This window comes from Pelagibacterium halotolerans B2, assembly GCF_000230555.1.
GTDB classification, from domain to species: Bacteria; Pseudomonadota; Alphaproteobacteria; order Rhizobiales; family Devosiaceae; genus Pelagibacterium; species Pelagibacterium halotolerans.
In genome coordinates, this window is the sequence record NC_016078.1 from 3,104,509 (window position 1) to 3,120,326 (window position 15,818).

The following is a 15,818-nucleotide window of genomic DNA, read 5'->3' on the forward strand; positions in this document are numbered from 1 at the left end:
GTTTTGCCGGACGCGCTCTATTGAGACTTTGCGTTGTCGGCCTCGTCCAAAAGCTTTGAAATCGCCTCGAACATTTCCAGTTGACGCGAAAGATCGGCGATCCGTTTGCGCGCCGCCTCGGCCGAGGCTTCGAACGCAACGATTTCATCCTCGTCGCGCGCCGAGCGCTCACCATATGCCTCACTGTTGGCCAAAAGCGCTGCGGCCCGCTGGTAGGCATCGTCCATCCGCCGCTGCAGCCCGGCCATTTCGCGATCCACATCGGCGCGCTGACGCGCCAGGACGCCCGCAATCGCCTGGCGCCGATCTTGATCGGTCTGCCGGTCACGGTCCGCGGACCGGGTTTGAAATACGAAGCGAGGACGAAACATGGACGCTCGGAACTCGATGAATCGGAGGGTTCCAAAATGGCTGGTTATGGTTAACCTTGTCTCAACGCCGCCCGCCATGCGCATCACCGGTCCGGCGAGCCCTGCCTAGAGCGCGTCCAGCAAAAGCGGAAATCCTCTAGGCCCGCCCGAACTCGTCCTCGATGCGAACAATGTCATCCTCGCCCAGATATGAGCCGGTTTGAACCTCTATCAACTCGAGCAGAATCTTTCCCGGATTGGACAGACGGTGCATGGCGCCCTGGGGGATGTAGATGCTTTCATTTTCCCGAAGCGTGACGACCTCTTCGCCAACCTGCACCTCGGCCGTTCCCCGCACCACGATCCAGTGTTCGGAGCGGTGGAAATGTTTCTGCAAGCTCAATCGTTTGCCGGGTTTGACGAAAAGCCGCTTGACCTGAAAGCGCTCGCCGTTGAGCACTGAAGAATATCCGCCCCACGGACGGTAGCTCGTCTGGTGTGTTTCGGTCAGATACCTCGTCGCCGGGTCGGCCTTGAGGCGTTTGACGACCTCGCCGACCGACTGGGCCGCCGAAAGCCTGCCCACATAGATCGCGTCTTCGCTGGCCAGAACCGCTACGTCGTCGAGCCCGTCGACAACGACATGGTGTTTTTCGGAAATGACGAGGGACCCCGACATGGCGTTGAGCGTGACATGCCCCACCTCCATATTGTCGTGCGCGTCGCGCGATCCGCTCTTCCAGACGGCGTCCCAGGAGCCAAGATCCGACCAGTCGATCGGCGCCGGAACCACCGCCGCCAGCGCCGTTTTTTCAAACACGGCGTAGTCGACCGATATGCCCGGAGACCGAGCGAAGGCCTCCGCGTCGAGGCGATGGAAATCGAAATCCTGCACCGCCTTGCCGACAGCGTCGAGCGCTGCGGCATGAACCTCGGGGGCCAGCTTTTGGCATTCCTTGAGGAAAGCCGAAGCCTGAAACAGGAACATGCCCGAATTCCAGTAATAGGACCCCGTGGCAATCATCTCTGCTGCGTGTTCCGCATTCGGCTTTTCGACAAATCGGCGGACATCATGGGCACCCGAGGCCAACGCTTCCCCCGCTTCGATGTAGCCGAAACCGGTCGCCGGCTCGAACGGCTTGATGCCAAACGTCACAAGGCGGCCATCGGTTGCTGCGGCTTGTGCAATGTCGAGAGCCTTTGTGTAGGCATCGTCGACCTTGATGCGGTGATCGGAGGGCAGCACGTGAACGAGCGTCTCGTCCGTCTGGGCCAGGGCCAGAAGACTGGCAGCAACAATGGCAGGCGCCGTATTGCGGGCCACCGGCTCAAGCACGATGTGCGCCAGATCTATTCCGACTTCCTGGGCCTGCTCGGCAACCAGAAAGCGATAGAGCTCATTGGTGACGATGATGGGCGCACCATAGCGCGGGTCGCCACTCAGCCGCAGAAGGGTCTCCTGGAGAAGGCTGTGCTCCCCCGTCAGGGCCAGAAACTGCTTGGGCCGCGCCGTGCGCGAAATGGGCCAGAGCCTCGTGCCGGTCCCGCCCGCCAGAACGACGGGGACGATGGGCCTCTGGCCGTCTTCGTTTTTTATGGCGGTCATTGGAGCCCCTTCGCGTTCAAATGTGTCGTCAGTCTGGCGATCATGGTGGAGAGCATGGTTTGTGTGGATTCGGCACTTCCGGTCTCGACATAACATCTGAGCTCGGGGGCATTGCCGGACCGCCGGAAGTGGACGATGTCCCCCCGGGCGGTAATGAGTCTCGTGCCATCGGTCGTGTCGATCGTATCGGGGGTGGCAAGGCTTGGATCGAAACTGGCCCGCAGCGTGCTCGACTGCGCGAGATCCTCTACAAGTTTCCGCGCATCGTCGGGTTTAACGTCCTTCAGCCGATCTGCCCTCATGACGCGAACTGGCAGTTCGGCAACCAGATCGCCAATCGGCAGATCGCGGGCGACTGCCTCGGTCAGGACAGCGATAATGGGCAGCAGCGCATCACGTGTCGGCAGGCGTTTGAGCCGGCCGTGCGCAAGCGCGAAATCGCCTTCAAGGAGAAAGCCGCCATTGGCCTCGAACCCAACGGTCCCATCCCGACCCTGCCCGGCCATTTCCTCGACCACATATGGCGATCCGATCCGTGTCCGCCGCACCGTTCCAAACCACGTGCTCTGTTCGAGCGCGCTGGTCGAGGTGAGCGGAGTGACCACCGATTTCGCTCCAAGAAACCGCGCGGTGAGCGCTCCCAGAACATCGCCGCTGATTTGATTGCCCTTCGCATCCACAAGCAATGGGCGGTCGCCGTCACCATCCATCGAGACCACGGCGTCAAATTCGCCTGTAGCCAGCGCAGCCTGAATCTGCGCCATGGCCGAGGGTTCGACCGCTTCGGTATCGACAGCAACGAAAGCCTCGCTCCGTCCCACGCTGGTGCACGATGCACCGAGCGCCTCGAGAACATGGAAAAGTAAATCCCGTCCAACCGACGAATGCTCGAATACGGCAACTTTCAACCCCGCCAACGCGGTTTGAGAAAATGCAGTCAGGTAGCGCTTTTCGTACTCCTGATAGGCGCCCGGATCTTCTTTCGGCAGGAAAGGATCAAATTCAGGCACGGCCTCGGAAAGCATCCTGGCACCGGTCCTGATGGGCTCCTCGTCGCTCTTGAGCAACTCACCGTCGGGACGATAGAATTTGAGCCCGTTATAGGCGGCGGGAATGTGGCTGCCGGTCACCATGATGGCGGGAATGCCGCGCTCGAGGGCATAGGCCGCAAGTGCCGGCGTGGGCACGGCTCCGGCATTGATCGGCGTCCAGCCCAGGGCACCGAGCGCCCCGCCGACCAACGCGGCGATTTGGGGACTGGACGCGCGCAGGTCGCGGCCCAGCGCGACCTCCCGGCTACGGGCGCCAGTACAGGCGGTTTCCAAAAACCCCCCGACATGGGCAAAAACCAGTTCGCGGGTAAAGCCCTCCGAGAGCCCCCTCAAACCGGAGGTTCCAAAACTTACAGCAGGCGGTAATGACATCGTTGCACCCTAGTCTTACGTTTGCTGCCCTTTCGATCAGGGCCGTCTAGCCGTCGTAATATCCATCATAATTTTTCCCGTAGCGTGACTGGCTGCGCACCTGCTGGTTGAGTATGGCAAGCATTGGCGCCTCTGGATTTTTCGCCTGGTCGAGACGGCCCAGCGCGTTGCGCACTTCGGCCTGGGCGGTGGACGACCAGCGCACGACGAACACGACAGCATCGGCATATTGCGAAAGATAAAGCCCGTCGACCACCGGCAGAACCGGCGGCGTATCGAGAATGACCACCTCGAAATTCTTGACAGCGGCAGCAATCAGTCGCGCAAAGGCATTGCTGGTGATCAACTGGTCGGTGGGAATATCGGACCTCTTGGATCCGACCACAACGCTGAGGCCGGTTTCCTCATCGCGAAGGATGATTGAGGACAACGATTCCCCCTCGGTTCGACCCGCCAGATATTCGAACAGCCCGAAGTCGGACTCGATGCCGAGATTCTTGTGGATCGCCGGGCGTCGGAGATCGCAATCGATAATCAATGTCTTCTTGCCCGACTGTGCATAAGCACGCGCCAGCGACAGGGCCACGGTCGTCTTGCCCTCGTCGGGCACCGACGATGACACCATGACGACCATTCCGTTCCCATCTGGACCCGGACTGGGGGTGCCCCCCGGAAGGACCCCCTTGGTGCGGCGCAAATGCTGATCCACGACCGCCCTTGCTCTTCGAATGGCCTCCGAGAACTGTGAGAGTGGCGCCGTAATCAAGGTCTCGGCGGCCGACTGCGCGTCGGCGTTGAGCCTTTGCAGTGGAATATCTCCGATCACCGGAAGGCGGGTCACAAGGCTCAATTGACTTTCGCTGGTAAAACCGCCGACGAAATTCTCATAGACAAACGCAAGTCCTATCCCCAGGCCCAGACCGACGAATCCTGCCATCAGCAGGGTCAGTTGCGTGTTGGGGAAAGCCGGGCTGGCTGGCGGCAAGGCACGCGAAACGATGCGGCTGTCGGCAATCTGCAACTCGGACTGGACCTGAAGATCGCCCGAACGTGCCAGGAGCGACTGGTACTGCGTGCGCGCGAGATCGGCCGATTGCTGAAATTCGTAGAGCTGGGTCAAGACATCGACAGGAAGATCGGAAGAGAGCACATCAGAGCGTATCTGCTGGCGCAATCCGCTCGCTTCGTCATCGAGCTGGGCGACCTGCGCGCGCAGATCGGTCAATTCCTGATTGGCACGCTCGGCTATGGCAGCTTCGACCGAAGCCAGCTCCTGACGCAAATTGATTGCCGCGGGCGAATCCGATCCAGCGTTCGAGAGATTGGTCGCAAGCGTCTGCCGCTGCGCGTCCAGTTCAGCAAGCGCATCGGACTCCAATTGAGCCACCAGGCTCGACCAGTCGCGCGATGCCGTCGCTTCGCTTACCGTCTGGCTGAGCGCCTGCAATTCCTCTCGCGAACCGGTGATCGACTGCAGATCCTCGCGCAGGTCAGCCACCGAACTTCCCGGCTCGGCTGCCAACTGATCGATATTGTCGTTGATGAACGAATCGAACTGCTCTTCAGACCGCCCGATATTTTCGCGGGCAAGCTGCAGACGGGCATCAAGAACCTCACGGGCTGCAAGGACGCCTTCGATCTTGGACTGCATCTGGTCCTGGATATAAGCTTCAGCCACGGCATTGGCCAGTTCTGCAGCCTTTTGAGGTTGTTCCGACCGCGCCTGGACCGAAATCAGATAGGTGAGGCCCCGGCGCTGAACCGAAATCGCTTCCTTGACCCGGTTGAGCACGCTTTGTACTGCAGCATCGCCTTGCGGAAGATCGGCGTCACCCAGGCGCAGAAAGGCCAGAACCTGTTCGCGCAGGCCCAACCGCACACCGAACTCTTCGTCCGACAGCAACCCCTCCCTGTCGATGACATCGAGCAGCACGGTCTCCGACCGCAGAATTTCCACTTCCGAATCCACCCGTGCATTTTCAGAGGATGCGCTGGAAGCCTGCGCGTCGGGATCGATCAGCGCATTGCGCGACGTATCGACCAGAATCAGCGTGGAAGCAGAATAGATCGGCGTGAGGGCAAAAAGCGCAATGCCCGCAATACCGAGACAGACGACGAGCGTGGCCAGAATCAAGCTCAACCGCCGTCGCAGCAGGTTCAGAATGCCCCGGATATCGATTTCTTGATCTTCCATAATCTTTCCAGATTCGCGAGGAGAGGGACGGTGGGGCTAATTGTGCTGGCCCGACCCCGATTGTTCAATGATTATCGGCTCTTGACCAGACCTCAACCGCACTGCCGTCAGCCGGCCCGTGGCATAAGCGCCCGTATCGATGGCGATCCGGCCGGACGTTACAAGCGGGTGTTCGACAATCGTGTGACCGTGCACCACGCAATCATTGGACTGTCTGTCTTGTTCATCCGATTCATGTTCATCCGGTTCATGGCGAAACCAGCGCAGGTCCTGATCGGTTTGATCCTCAGGAGCAATCCCGGGACGCATGCCCGCATGAACCAGCACATAGCCCGGCACCCGGATCATCACGGGCAGGCTCGATAGGAACTGCACATGCTCGCGCGGAATATAGGCCTCGAGCACGGCCCGGTTCGTATCCCAGCTCCGTGCACCGGGGTCGAGCTGGGAAATGCTCACCCCGTATGAGGCCAGCGTCTCGATGCCTCCGAACCGGCACCACCACTCGAGGGCATCGGCACTCTCAAACGCTTCGAGCATCGCCTGCTCGTGATTGCCCGAAAGACAGAACCGGCGAAAGCCCCATCTCGAGGGCCGAATGACGTGGTCGATGACCTGCGCGGAAGACGGTCCGCGATCAACGATATCGCCGATCAGCACCACCCAGACATTCTCGTTGACAGCACCCGCATCGTGGGCGATCCGCTCCTCGAGAGCTTCGAGAAGGTCCAGCCGTCCATGAACGTCGCCGATGACATATAGCGCCTCGGGGAAATGAGGGCTGGTTAGCCGGGCAGCGCCGCGCGGCGTGCTTTCGGGCATGCCGAAAATCCGGGCGAGCAGCTGCCTCATTGCGCTTTCTTCCGCCGCCCGTATTCGGTGATGCTGGCCAGCCCCAGAGCCAGCAAGGCAGCAAAAAACAGAGCGTTGGCCTCCATTTCCAGCGAAAAATCGACAAGAGAATGCAGTGCGGCGGTTACGATGATGCCCAAGGCGGCCAGCGGCAGAACCCAGTCCGTCTTCCGGCGTATGACAAGCTGAATGCAACGGAACGCTATGCCCAGAACCACGAGCAACGGAATGGAGCCGAAGATGAGGCCATATTCCACCCAGAGTGCCAGGTAGGTCGAATGCGTCTTGTTCCAGACAAGGTCCGGACTGACCGGCAAGGCATGATAAAGGGGAAACGCCGCTTCGAAGCTGCCGCCGCCAAATCCAAGAAGCGGCCGGGCGGCGATCATATCGATCACCTGCCGATAGAGCGCCGACCGCACGTCAAAGCTCTGCTCGACACTTCCAAGCCTGTCCAGCGTCCCCGATCCGAAAAGTACTGTCACTGCAATCGCCAGCGCCACACCCAGCAAGATCATGAGGACCGAAAGCCCTGGCAACCGCCGGCCGATCTTGAAAATGAAGCCAATGGTCACCGCGACGCTGCCCGCCAGACCCGCGGCCAGCCCCATGCGCGACTGCGTGGAATAGAGCGTCACTATGAGAAAGGCCAGGCCGACCAAAAGGAACATGATGCTGGCGATCGGGACTTGCCGGCTGTCGGCTGCTTTTTCGACGGCCTGCGCGGTGAGAGCGGTTCCCAGAACCAGTCCGAAAGCCATGAAGGTCGCATAAGAATTGCGGTTGATGAAGGTGCCGGTCGCGGACCCCAGATAAGCAAGCTTTTCAAGGAAAAGCACAGTGTCGCCGAGTTGGGTCAGGGCCACAAGCCCGTAGAGCGCATGTGCCACAATCACCCAGAACAGCGCTGCGGCAATGAATCGTGCGCGTTCGCGATTGGCGCTCACCTGGAGAACAAGGAAGAAGAAAATGCCGAAGGTGAGAAACTGGACAAGGCTGTGGATGGACGATCCCGGCGCTATCGAAAGCGTCTGCGAAGCCACCTGTGTGCCCGGAGCCATGAAAACGGTTCCGATGGGCGCGACCGCCTGAAATACCGCATAAAGGCAAAGCAGGGCCCATAGCCCGGCAAGGACGGGAATATCGGAAAGCGAAATGCGAAAGCTCTCGCGCCGCCAGATCATCAGGAAGCCATAGATGACGCCGACACCCCCGATCAGCGCCGCATTGATGGCCCAGAAGACCGGTCGGTTGGCGCCAAGCGGAACTGGAGCAAGAAACAGAAAGGCGATCAGGCCAATGGCAAGGACGTGATTGAGCCGCGTCTGGCCCTGGCTGCGTCGGTTGCCGCCCGATGTAGCTCTCGTAACCTCAAATCCGGAAACGTCGGTCGTCATCTAGGCTCCCGCCCCCATGCTTCGGGCTTCGGCGCGCACAAGGTTCACAAACCGCTGCTGGATTTCATTGGGAAGCGTCTCAACGACAGCGGTGACGCGCTCGCGAAACCCGGGATTGGCAACATAGCGCGCGGCGATGGATCTGATTCCGCGCCGCGATTGGGCCAGAAGGGCCAGATCAGCGTGATGACCCTCTTCTTCATAGCTATCGAGCTCGCCATAGTGCGTTTCGGCCAGCGCCACACGCCGCTCGGCAAGCCATTGCTCGTTGGGACCGACGGCCTGGGAACGCTCGAGGGCCCGAATTGCCGCCTCGGTTTCCCCCAACGCAAAGCGGGCAAGAGCCTCGACATAATAGCCGTAACTGTGGCTTGGCATCTGTGAAACCGACGTTTCCGCCGTCTCGAGACAGGAGTTTGCCACAGCCGATTTGCGGGCGCTCGGAGCAAGATGGAACGAGAGCCTGGTCATCGCTTCATCGCAGATTTCAAGGGCGACATTGGTTCCGAAGGTCGAGGGCGGAACCGGCGCCGGCTCAAGAGCCAGCCGGTCGAGAATCTCCGAGCGGGGCGCGAACGAGAAATCGAACGGAGCGATTTCGCGCGCAGCAAGATATGCCCCCCACGATCCAAGGATCAGGGCAGAGACAGCCAGCAGCAATCCATTGAAAAAAGACGACATCGAATACGCGCAAAACCCATATTTTCCGACCTTGTGCAGATCGGCGGCGCGGGGTCAAGGTCCAAGAACGCATAGGGTTAAGCCTGATGGAGCATAACTCGCTCTCCCCGTATTTACATCAAATTGTATTCAAACAAGCGACAAGTTTGAAATGGGCGGGTGTCATGATGGTTTCAGCAGAAAGCTTTGGGGGCGCTGCCGGGGGTCATCGATGGGCTCCGTGGGGCTCCCTTTTGTGGAGAACCACCGACCCATGCGTATCACATCCCTTGTGTTCAGTGCCGCCCTGGCGCTCTCTCTTGCCGCCGCTGCGGCGCCCGCCCTCGCTTTGGCCCCCCAGCCCATCGACCGCACCGGTCTCTCCGGCTCGGTCATGCGCATCGCCACATCCTCGGCCACGGCCGCCCCCCTGGGCCTGCAGATCTTCTGCATGACATCGCCCGCCCACTGCGCCTCGGCACCCGCCGCCCAGGTGCAGATGGACACAAATCTCATGAGCGTCCTCAACACGGTCAATCGCTCGGTCAATGCCTCGATCCGCCCCCAAAGGCGCGCCACCCAGGTCTGGACCGTCGGCGCAAGGGTCGGGGACTGCAAGGATTATGCGATGAACAAGCGCGCCCAGCTCATCGCCCGCGGCGTGCCCGCCGGCGCCCTGCGCCTGGCCATCGGCTTTACAGCCCGCGGCGAGGGACATGCCGTGCTCGTGGTCCGCACCGATCAGGGCGACTATGTGCTCGACAACCTCACAAGCCAGATCAAGCCCTTCAGCCAGACAGGACACACGCTCACCGCAATGTCCTCAAACGACCCAAGGCGCTGGAACGCCATTTCCTGAAAACAAAACAAAAAGAAACGGGCGCTATCGCGCGCCGGTCCCGAACAGGACCGTCCTGACGGTCTTGAACAAAATCTGCAGATCCAGGTCGAAAGACAGATATTTGATATAGTAGAGGTCGTAGGCGAGCTTCACACGAGCTTCGTTGATATTGCTCGTGTAACCGCTATTGACCTGAGCCCATCCCGTCACCCCTGGAAGAACCAACGTGCGATAGTTCCATTGAGGTATATCCCCACGATACCATTTTACGAGATCCATCGCCTCGGGGCGTGGCCCGATGAGACTCATGTCTCCGACGAGGATGTTGTAGAGTTGGGGCAGCTCGTCAAGCCTAGCCCTACGAATGATATTGCAACCTGGAATAATACGCTTGTCGCCGTTTCCGGTGGCTCCGCCGCCCGTGCCTTTATACATCGTGCGGAACTTGTATATTCGAAAAACGCGATCACCGAAGCCGTGACGATGTTGAACAAACAGAACCGGCCCGCCGTCGCGCGCAAAAATATAGCCGGCGGTCAGTCCGGCCAGAAGTAGCGTTGCCGGAAGCGTGATCAAAACCGCGGCGATATCAAAGGTCCGTTTGACGCGGGCGTAAAGAATCTGACTCAGGCTGTACGACAAATGGGACAGATCGAACGATTCAACATCCACGCGTCCCATACGAATTTCGATGAATGTCGTCCATGGCATGATTTCGACGCCCGAAAGATAGCAGCGCGCCAGGAGGTTGGACCATTCGGATGTATGATGCTGCTCGGGATCGATGAGGACCATATCGAACTGAGAAAGATCGACCGTCGAATCACCGATGAGCGTGACGCCCTGTCCGAGCATTTCGACGACCCCGCGCGCACCGCCGAAGTCCACCAGGCCGACGTGATCGCTTATCGAGCGATGAAAGCGGATATTGGAAAAAGCCATAGCCAGCATGGCTACCGGCAAGGTGGCGAGAAGACCCGAATAGCTCAGCGGAAGCCGCATCGCGGAGAGCAGGGTAACTGCGAAGCTGAAGAAGATCAGAACGACCGCAATGGCAGCTGAAATCGGCGCGCGATTTCGACGAAAAGCGCTTAAGGTAAAAGCACTTAGTACCGGAACCAGGCTGAGAGCGGCGATGACGGTGAGGCCACTCTTCCAGTCGGTCCGGCCCGTCCGGGTGTAGATGAAAAAATACACAAGGGACTGTATGACGATGGTGAAAAGTATGGGAACGAGAAAAGTGCGGGCATCGCGCAGGTAGCGCATACGCCGTTTTCTGACGCCGAGCCTCGTGAGGTGGGAAAGGTCCCGGATTTCCGGTCGTTTTCGGGGCCTTGTTCGGGACGAACGCGCTTTTTTTTGTTCGGCCATGCCTTGATTTGCTCCGCAGGGTCGCTGCCCGGTCTGTCGTCCCGGCCCGGGTGTCGCCGATGGATGGCAAAAAGTCAACGCCACCCGACAAGTGCCTTTAAACAAAGACAAATTTGAGTACGCTTGCGGCGCAAATACGGTGCACGCCAATTGCAAACATTGGCGCTAAAATGTATGGACTTGAGTACATTTAGCCCGCAGTTGCGAAAAAATTGCAACTTTGTTTTGACAGGCTGTCAAAACCCACCGTTTCGATGAGCAAGCGGCATTTTTGCAGACGGTCGATCAACCCCGCCCCGAACGCAAGGCGGCAAAGGCGTTGGCGATCGGGCTCAACGGGCGGCCTTTCGGTCTGGCTGGTCGGCGTAATGATCACGATACCACGCAACGAACCGCGCCACGCCCTCGCGCACCGGAGTGGAGGGCCGATAGCCGGTCGCCCGGGTCAAAAGGGTAGTGTCCGAATAGGTATCGGGCACATCGCCGGGCTGCAGGGGCAAAAAATTGCGGATGGCCCTTTTGCCGAGCGCCTCTTCAAGCGCATCGATATAGTCGGCGAGCTTGACCGGTTCGGAATTGCCGATGTTGAAAATGCGGAATGGTGCATTGGAACCGGCCGGATCGGGCGCTGCGGCATCCCAATCGGGGTCGGGGGTGGCGGGGGTGTCCGACGCGCGGATCACCCCTTCGACAATATCGTCGATATAGGTGAAATCGCGGCTGTGATTGCCGTTATTGAACACATCGATCGGCTCGCCGGCCAGAATCGCCCGGGTGAATTTGAACAGCGCCATATCGGGCCGGCCCCAGGGGCCGTAAACGGTAAAAAACCGCAAGCCGGTGGTCGGCAGGGCAAACAGGTGTGAATAGGAATGGGCCATCAGCTCGTTCGCGCGCTTGGTTGCGGCGTAGAACTGGAGGGGATGATCGGCGCCATCATGTTCGGAAAACGGCATTTTGGTGTTTGCCCCGTAAACCGAAGAGGTCGAGGCGTAGGTCAGGTGACCGGCCCCATTGTGCCGGCAGGCTTCGAGGATATTGGTAAACCCCAAGAGGTTGGACGCAACATAGGAGCGGGGATCCTCGAGGCTGTAGCGGACACCAGCCTGGGCGGCGAGATGGATCACCCGGTCGAACCCGTGATCTCCAAAGGCGGCATCGACGGCGCCTTGATCGGCAAGATCGGCGCGGATGAAGCGGTAATCGGCGCCCTGGGTGGCGCCAAGCTCGTCGAGCCGGGCCAGCCGGGCTTCCTTGAGCGCGGGATCGTAATAGTCATTGAGATTGTCAAACCCGACGACGCTGTCTCCCCGCTCGATAAGACGGCGGGCGACGTGATAGCCGATAAAGCCGGCGCTGCCGGTGACGAGAATTTTCACGACACGTTCTCGACGGCCTGGAGTTGCGGATAGGCCGGGGCGCGCCCCACGCTGACATAGGTCCAGCCGTCGCGGCTGAGCCTGTCGGGCGCATAGATGTTGCGGCCGTCGAAAATCAGTTTCGCGGCCAGCCGGTCGGCCATCTCGTCGAAATCGGGAGCCCGGAACTGTTGCCATTCGGTGCAGATGGCCAGGGCGTCGGCGCCTTCGAGCGCTGCGTATTTGTCCGGGGCGAGCATAAGATCGTCACGCGCGCCGTAGATGCGTGCGGTCTCGTCCATGGCCACCGGATCGTAGGCGACCACGGTTGCGCCCGCGGCCCAGAGCGCTTCGATCAGAACACGGGAGGGCGCTTCGCGCATATCGTCGGTATTGGGTTTGAACGCCAGCCCCCAGACCGCTATCCGCTTGCCCTTAAGGCCTTGGGCGCCGCCGAAATGGTTGGCCATCTTTTCAAACAATGTGGTCTTCTGGCGGGTGTTGACGGCCTCGACGGCCCCGATCAGCGGCGCGTCATAGCCGATATCGCGCGCCGTGCGGCCCAGCGCCTGCACATCCTTGGGAAAACACGAGCCGCCATAACCGAGCCCGGGATAGATGAAGTGATATCCGATGCGCGGATCGGCCCCGATGCCCCGGCGCACCTCTTCGATATCGGCCCCCAGCCGTTCGGCGAGATTGGCGATTTCGTTGATGAAGCTGATCTTGGTCGCCAGCATGGCATTGGCGGCATATTTGGTCAGTTCGGCCGAACGGACATCCATATAGATCGTCCGGTCGTGATTGCGGTTGAAGGGTTCGTAAATCTCCTTCATCACCTCGCGCGCATGATCGGTGGCCGTTCCCACGATGATGCGGTCGGGCTTTAGAAAATCGTTGACCGCCGCGCCTTCCTTTAAAAACTCGGGATTGGAGACCACGTCGAATTCCAGGGCCGAATTGCGGTCCGAAAGAACCTGCGCCAGCCTTGCGCGGACCTTGTCGCTGGTGCCGACCGGCACTGTGGATTTGACCACCACGATCTTGCGCCTGGCCATGGCTTTGCCGATGGTTTCGGCGACAGCCAGGACATATTGCAGATCGGCCGCGCCGCTCTCGTCGGGCGGCGTGCCCACAGCAACGAACTGCACCTGGCCATGCGCCACGGCCCGTGCGGTATCGGTTGTAAATTCGAGCGTGCCGGCCGCGACATTGCGGTGCACGACCTCGTCCAGCCCCGGCTCATGGATCGGAATTTCCCCCGCCCTGAGCCGCGCGATCTTTTTGGCATCCACGTCGACGCAAATCACCTGATGACCCACATCGGCCAGGCAGGCTCCGGTGACAAGACCGACATAGCCGGTTCCAAAGATCGTAAGACGCATGGATATCTCTCGTGATGCGTGAGCGATGCCCTTACGGCATTGGCTCGCCAGGTGCAATCCAGGATGCCCGTATCGCCCGCAAGTGTGACGCAACTGTGCCCGGGACGCACCGGTCTGGAATCGTATCAGGCGATGGCAAGGCGTCCATGACAGTGTGAAACAGCCAATGGATCATATCATCAGCAATGACGGTGATGCCTTTGCGCCTTGCCGTGGCGATGGCGGTTTCGTACAACTGCGGCGATTCCAAGCGAGAACCAATTGCGATGACCGACAGCGAAACGACGCCGACCGACGAAATCAGCCTGCTCGACATTGCCGTGGTCATTGCCGAAAACTGGTTGGTTCTGGTTATCGCCCCTTTGCTGGCCGGGCTGATCGCCTACGGCATTCTTTCGGCCACCACCCCTCGCATTTACGATTCCGAAGCCCTTGTGCAAATGAACTCCACGGACGCGGCACTTTTGCGGTCCGCCCGTGTTCTCAACCCCGCAATTTTGAACAGCAGCTATCTCGATGGTTATGCCGGCTCCCTCTCCCGCGCCCGGCAGCAATTGGTCGATAACGTCCTCGAGATCAGCGCCGAAGCCGATACCGGCCTTTACAGGATCCGCGTAAGCTATGAATCGCCCGGAGAAGCGCAGGATCTTTTGCGGCGCATCATCAATTCGCTGATCGCGAACTCGACCCCGACCGCTACGGAAGCCGAACTGCTCGATATTCGTCTCCAGCAGGCAAGGGCCGCCATCGTTCAGCTCGAAGAAAGCCTGGGCCGGCTCAACCGGCTGGCCGACGAACTGGAAAACGGGACGGCGGCGAACAGCACCACGCTGGGCGAACTGGGCCAGAGCATCGTTACATTGGTGGACAATATCGAACGCCGTTACTCTCAGGTTTTTCAACTCGAAGAAGCGCTGCAGGGCTCGATCTCGCCCCAGGACGTGGTTCAAGACCCCACCCTGCCCGACAGTCCGCGTTCGCGGGGCCTGCTCATGCGCGTGATCCTGGTCATTCTGGGCGTGGGCTTTGTGACACTGATCGCCGTCTTTATCCGCGAAGGGCTGCGCGCAGCGGGCCGCAATGCCGGGCAGGCCGACAAGATCAATCGCATTCGCCGCGCATTCTGGCTCAAGCCCGTTGCGGACCGCTAGAGCGTGTCCAGCAAAAGCATGCCCTCGACGCGATCGGGGATGGAAACGGTTTTGCGGTTCGGACACGCGATAAAACAAAGGCTTAGAGCCAAGGATTTGATTCAATCAAATCCTGAACGGCTCTAGCTGTGAGCCTGTCATGTCGCGCTTCCGGATCGGATACAGGGGCGGCGACCGGTCTATCCGATCTCGATCGCGCACCAATGATGATAGGGCGCTTGCGGCGTCACCACCGATGAGGGGAAGTGCGGGTTGTTGATGGCATCGGGGAAATTCTGATCCTCGAGGCAAAGCCCGCCAAACGCCGTGTAGTGTGCGCCATCGAGACCCGGCACGGGAACCTCGAGCTTCCAGCCATTATAGACCTGCATGCCCGGCTGGTCCGTATAGAGCCTGAGCGTCAGCGAACCGTCGGGTGCCTCGGCAATCGCTGCGGGCTCGGCCCGGTCGCGGCCCGTATCGAGAACCAGAGTATAATCGATCTCCTGACCCTCCCCGTCCGTCTTGCGCAGGGTACGCGGCCGGCGGAAATCGAGATCGGTGCCGTGGGTGGGCAGGATGGCCCCGGTGGGGATCTGGCCGGCGCCGAGTTCGACAAAGGCCCCTGCCGGCACCGAAAGCCGGTGGTCGAGCACATCGCCCTGCCCCATCAGGTTGAAATAATTGTGCTGAACGATATTGACCGGGGTCGGCTTGTCGGTTTCGGCGGCAAAATCGATCTCCAGCCGGTTGCCGGTGAGCGTATAGGTCACGGCGATTTCAAGATTGCCCGGATAGCCCATGGCGCCGTCGGGACTGAACAGCGTCAGCCTGACGCGATTTTCGCTCTCTTCGGCGATCTGCCAGATCTGCCGCGCAATCCCCTCGGGACCGCCATGAAGCTGGTTTGGCCCCTCATTGGCCGGCAGATCGTAAACTGCCCCGTTGAGCGTGAACCGGGCATTCCCGATCCGGTTGGCAACGCGACCGGCAATGGCCCCGAAATAGGGGCTGTGGTCATAATAGAGCGCAATATCGTCAAAGCCCATGACCACGGGCCGCATGGTTGAGCCGACCGGCACCCGCCAATCGCGGATCAGCGCCCCATAGGTGAGAATGGAAATCCGAACGCCGGTTTGAGAGGTGAGAACCACCTCATGGACTGTCTGTCCGTCGATCGACCCCGCCACGCTTGCCATTGTTCACTCCCTGAATGTGCTGCGTAGCTTTAACCGCGCCGTCATCGGCAT

13 protein-coding genes are annotated in these 15,818 nt (G+C 60.1%); 2 read left to right on the plus strand and 11 right to left on the minus strand.

Annotated elements, in window-relative coordinates; all coding sequences use genetic code 11:
* Positions 1 to 17 precede the first annotated feature (17 nt).
* The 7 genes from KKY_RS19735 to KKY_RS15250 all read right to left on the minus strand — a co-directional run bounded on the left by KKY_RS19735 (position 18) and on the right by KKY_RS15250 (position 8,504).
* Positions 18 to 371, minus strand: a complete 354-nt coding sequence (locus tag KKY_RS19735) for a hypothetical protein (RefSeq protein ID WP_014132265.1) — start codon at positions 369 to 371, stop codon at positions 18 to 20.
* Between the two features lie 136 nt (positions 372 to 507).
* Positions 508 to 1,956 (minus strand): mannose-1-phosphate guanylyltransferase/mannose-6-phosphate isomerase, encoded by a 1,449-nt coding sequence (locus tag KKY_RS15225; protein ID WP_014132266.1) that lies wholly within the window; start codon positions 1,954 to 1,956, stop codon positions 508 to 510.
* On the minus strand, positions 1,953 to 3,380 hold the full coding sequence (locus KKY_RS15230; RefSeq protein ID WP_041528819.1) for a phosphohexomutase domain-containing protein: 1,428 nt from the start codon (positions 3,378 to 3,380) through the stop codon (positions 1,953 to 1,955). Before KKY_RS15230 ends, KKY_RS15225 begins: the two co-directional genes overlap by 4 nt.
* Before the next feature lie 46 nt (positions 3,381 to 3,426).
* Positions 3,427 to 5,574, minus strand: coding sequence for a GumC family protein (locus KKY_RS19740; RefSeq protein WP_014132268.1), 2,148 nt, complete (start codon positions 5,572 to 5,574; stop codon positions 3,427 to 3,429).
* Positions 5,575 to 5,610: 36 nt separating this feature from the next.
* On the minus strand, positions 5,611 to 6,426 hold the full coding sequence (locus tag KKY_RS15240; protein WP_014132269.1) for a metallophosphoesterase family protein: 816 nt from the start codon (positions 6,424 to 6,426) through the stop codon (positions 5,611 to 5,613).
* The gene (locus KKY_RS15245; RefSeq protein ID WP_014132270.1) at positions 6,423 to 7,823 is read right to left on the minus strand and encodes an O-antigen ligase family protein; all 1,401 of its coding nucleotides are present in this window, start codon (positions 7,821 to 7,823) and stop codon (positions 6,423 to 6,425) included. The genes KKY_RS15240 and KKY_RS15245 overlap by 4 nt, the downstream gene beginning before the upstream one ends.
* Entirely contained in the window at positions 7,824 to 8,504 is a 681-nt protein-coding gene (locus KKY_RS15250; protein WP_014132271.1) for a hypothetical protein, read from the minus strand.
* A 253-nt stretch (positions 8,505 to 8,757) separates the two neighbouring features.
* Between KKY_RS15250 and KKY_RS15255 the strand changes: the two genes are divergently transcribed.
* Entirely contained in the window at positions 8,758 to 9,342 is a 585-nt protein-coding gene (locus KKY_RS15255) for a transglutaminase-like cysteine peptidase (protein ID WP_014132252.1), read from the plus strand.
* A gap of 24 nt (positions 9,343 to 9,366) precedes the next feature.
* On the opposite strand, the gene KKY_RS15260 is transcribed toward KKY_RS15255, so the two are convergent.
* The 3 genes from KKY_RS15260 to KKY_RS15270 form a co-directional block, all read right to left on the minus strand.
* Positions 9,367 to 10,590, minus strand: coding sequence for a sugar transferase (locus KKY_RS15260; RefSeq protein ID WP_050811736.1), 1,224 nt, complete (start codon positions 10,588 to 10,590; stop codon positions 9,367 to 9,369).
* Positions 10,591 to 11,027: 437 nt separating this feature from the next.
* A complete protein-coding gene (locus KKY_RS15265) occupies positions 11,028 to 12,074 on the minus strand; it encodes an NAD-dependent epimerase (protein ID WP_014132274.1) in 1,047 nt (348 codons plus the stop codon).
* Entirely contained in the window at positions 12,071 to 13,438 is a 1,368-nt protein-coding gene (locus KKY_RS15270; protein ID WP_014132275.1) for a UDP-glucose dehydrogenase family protein, read from the minus strand. The genes KKY_RS15265 and KKY_RS15270 overlap by 4 nt, the downstream gene beginning before the upstream one ends.
* A gap of 266 nt (positions 13,439 to 13,704) precedes the next feature.
* Between KKY_RS15270 and KKY_RS15275 the strand changes: the two genes are divergently transcribed.
* Positions 13,705 to 14,589 (plus strand): Wzz/FepE/Etk N-terminal domain-containing protein, encoded by an 885-nt coding sequence (locus tag KKY_RS15275; protein WP_158308086.1) that lies wholly within the window; start codon positions 13,705 to 13,707, stop codon positions 14,587 to 14,589.
* A gap of 179 nt (positions 14,590 to 14,768) precedes the next feature.
* Here the strand turns inward: KKY_RS15275 and KKY_RS15280 are convergent, their stop codons facing one another.
* Positions 14,769 to 15,767: an aldose epimerase family protein gene (locus KKY_RS15280; protein WP_014132278.1), complete on the minus strand. Its 999-nt coding sequence runs from the start codon at positions 15,765 to 15,767 to the stop codon at positions 14,769 to 14,771.
* Positions 15,768 to 15,818 lie beyond the last annotated feature (51 nt).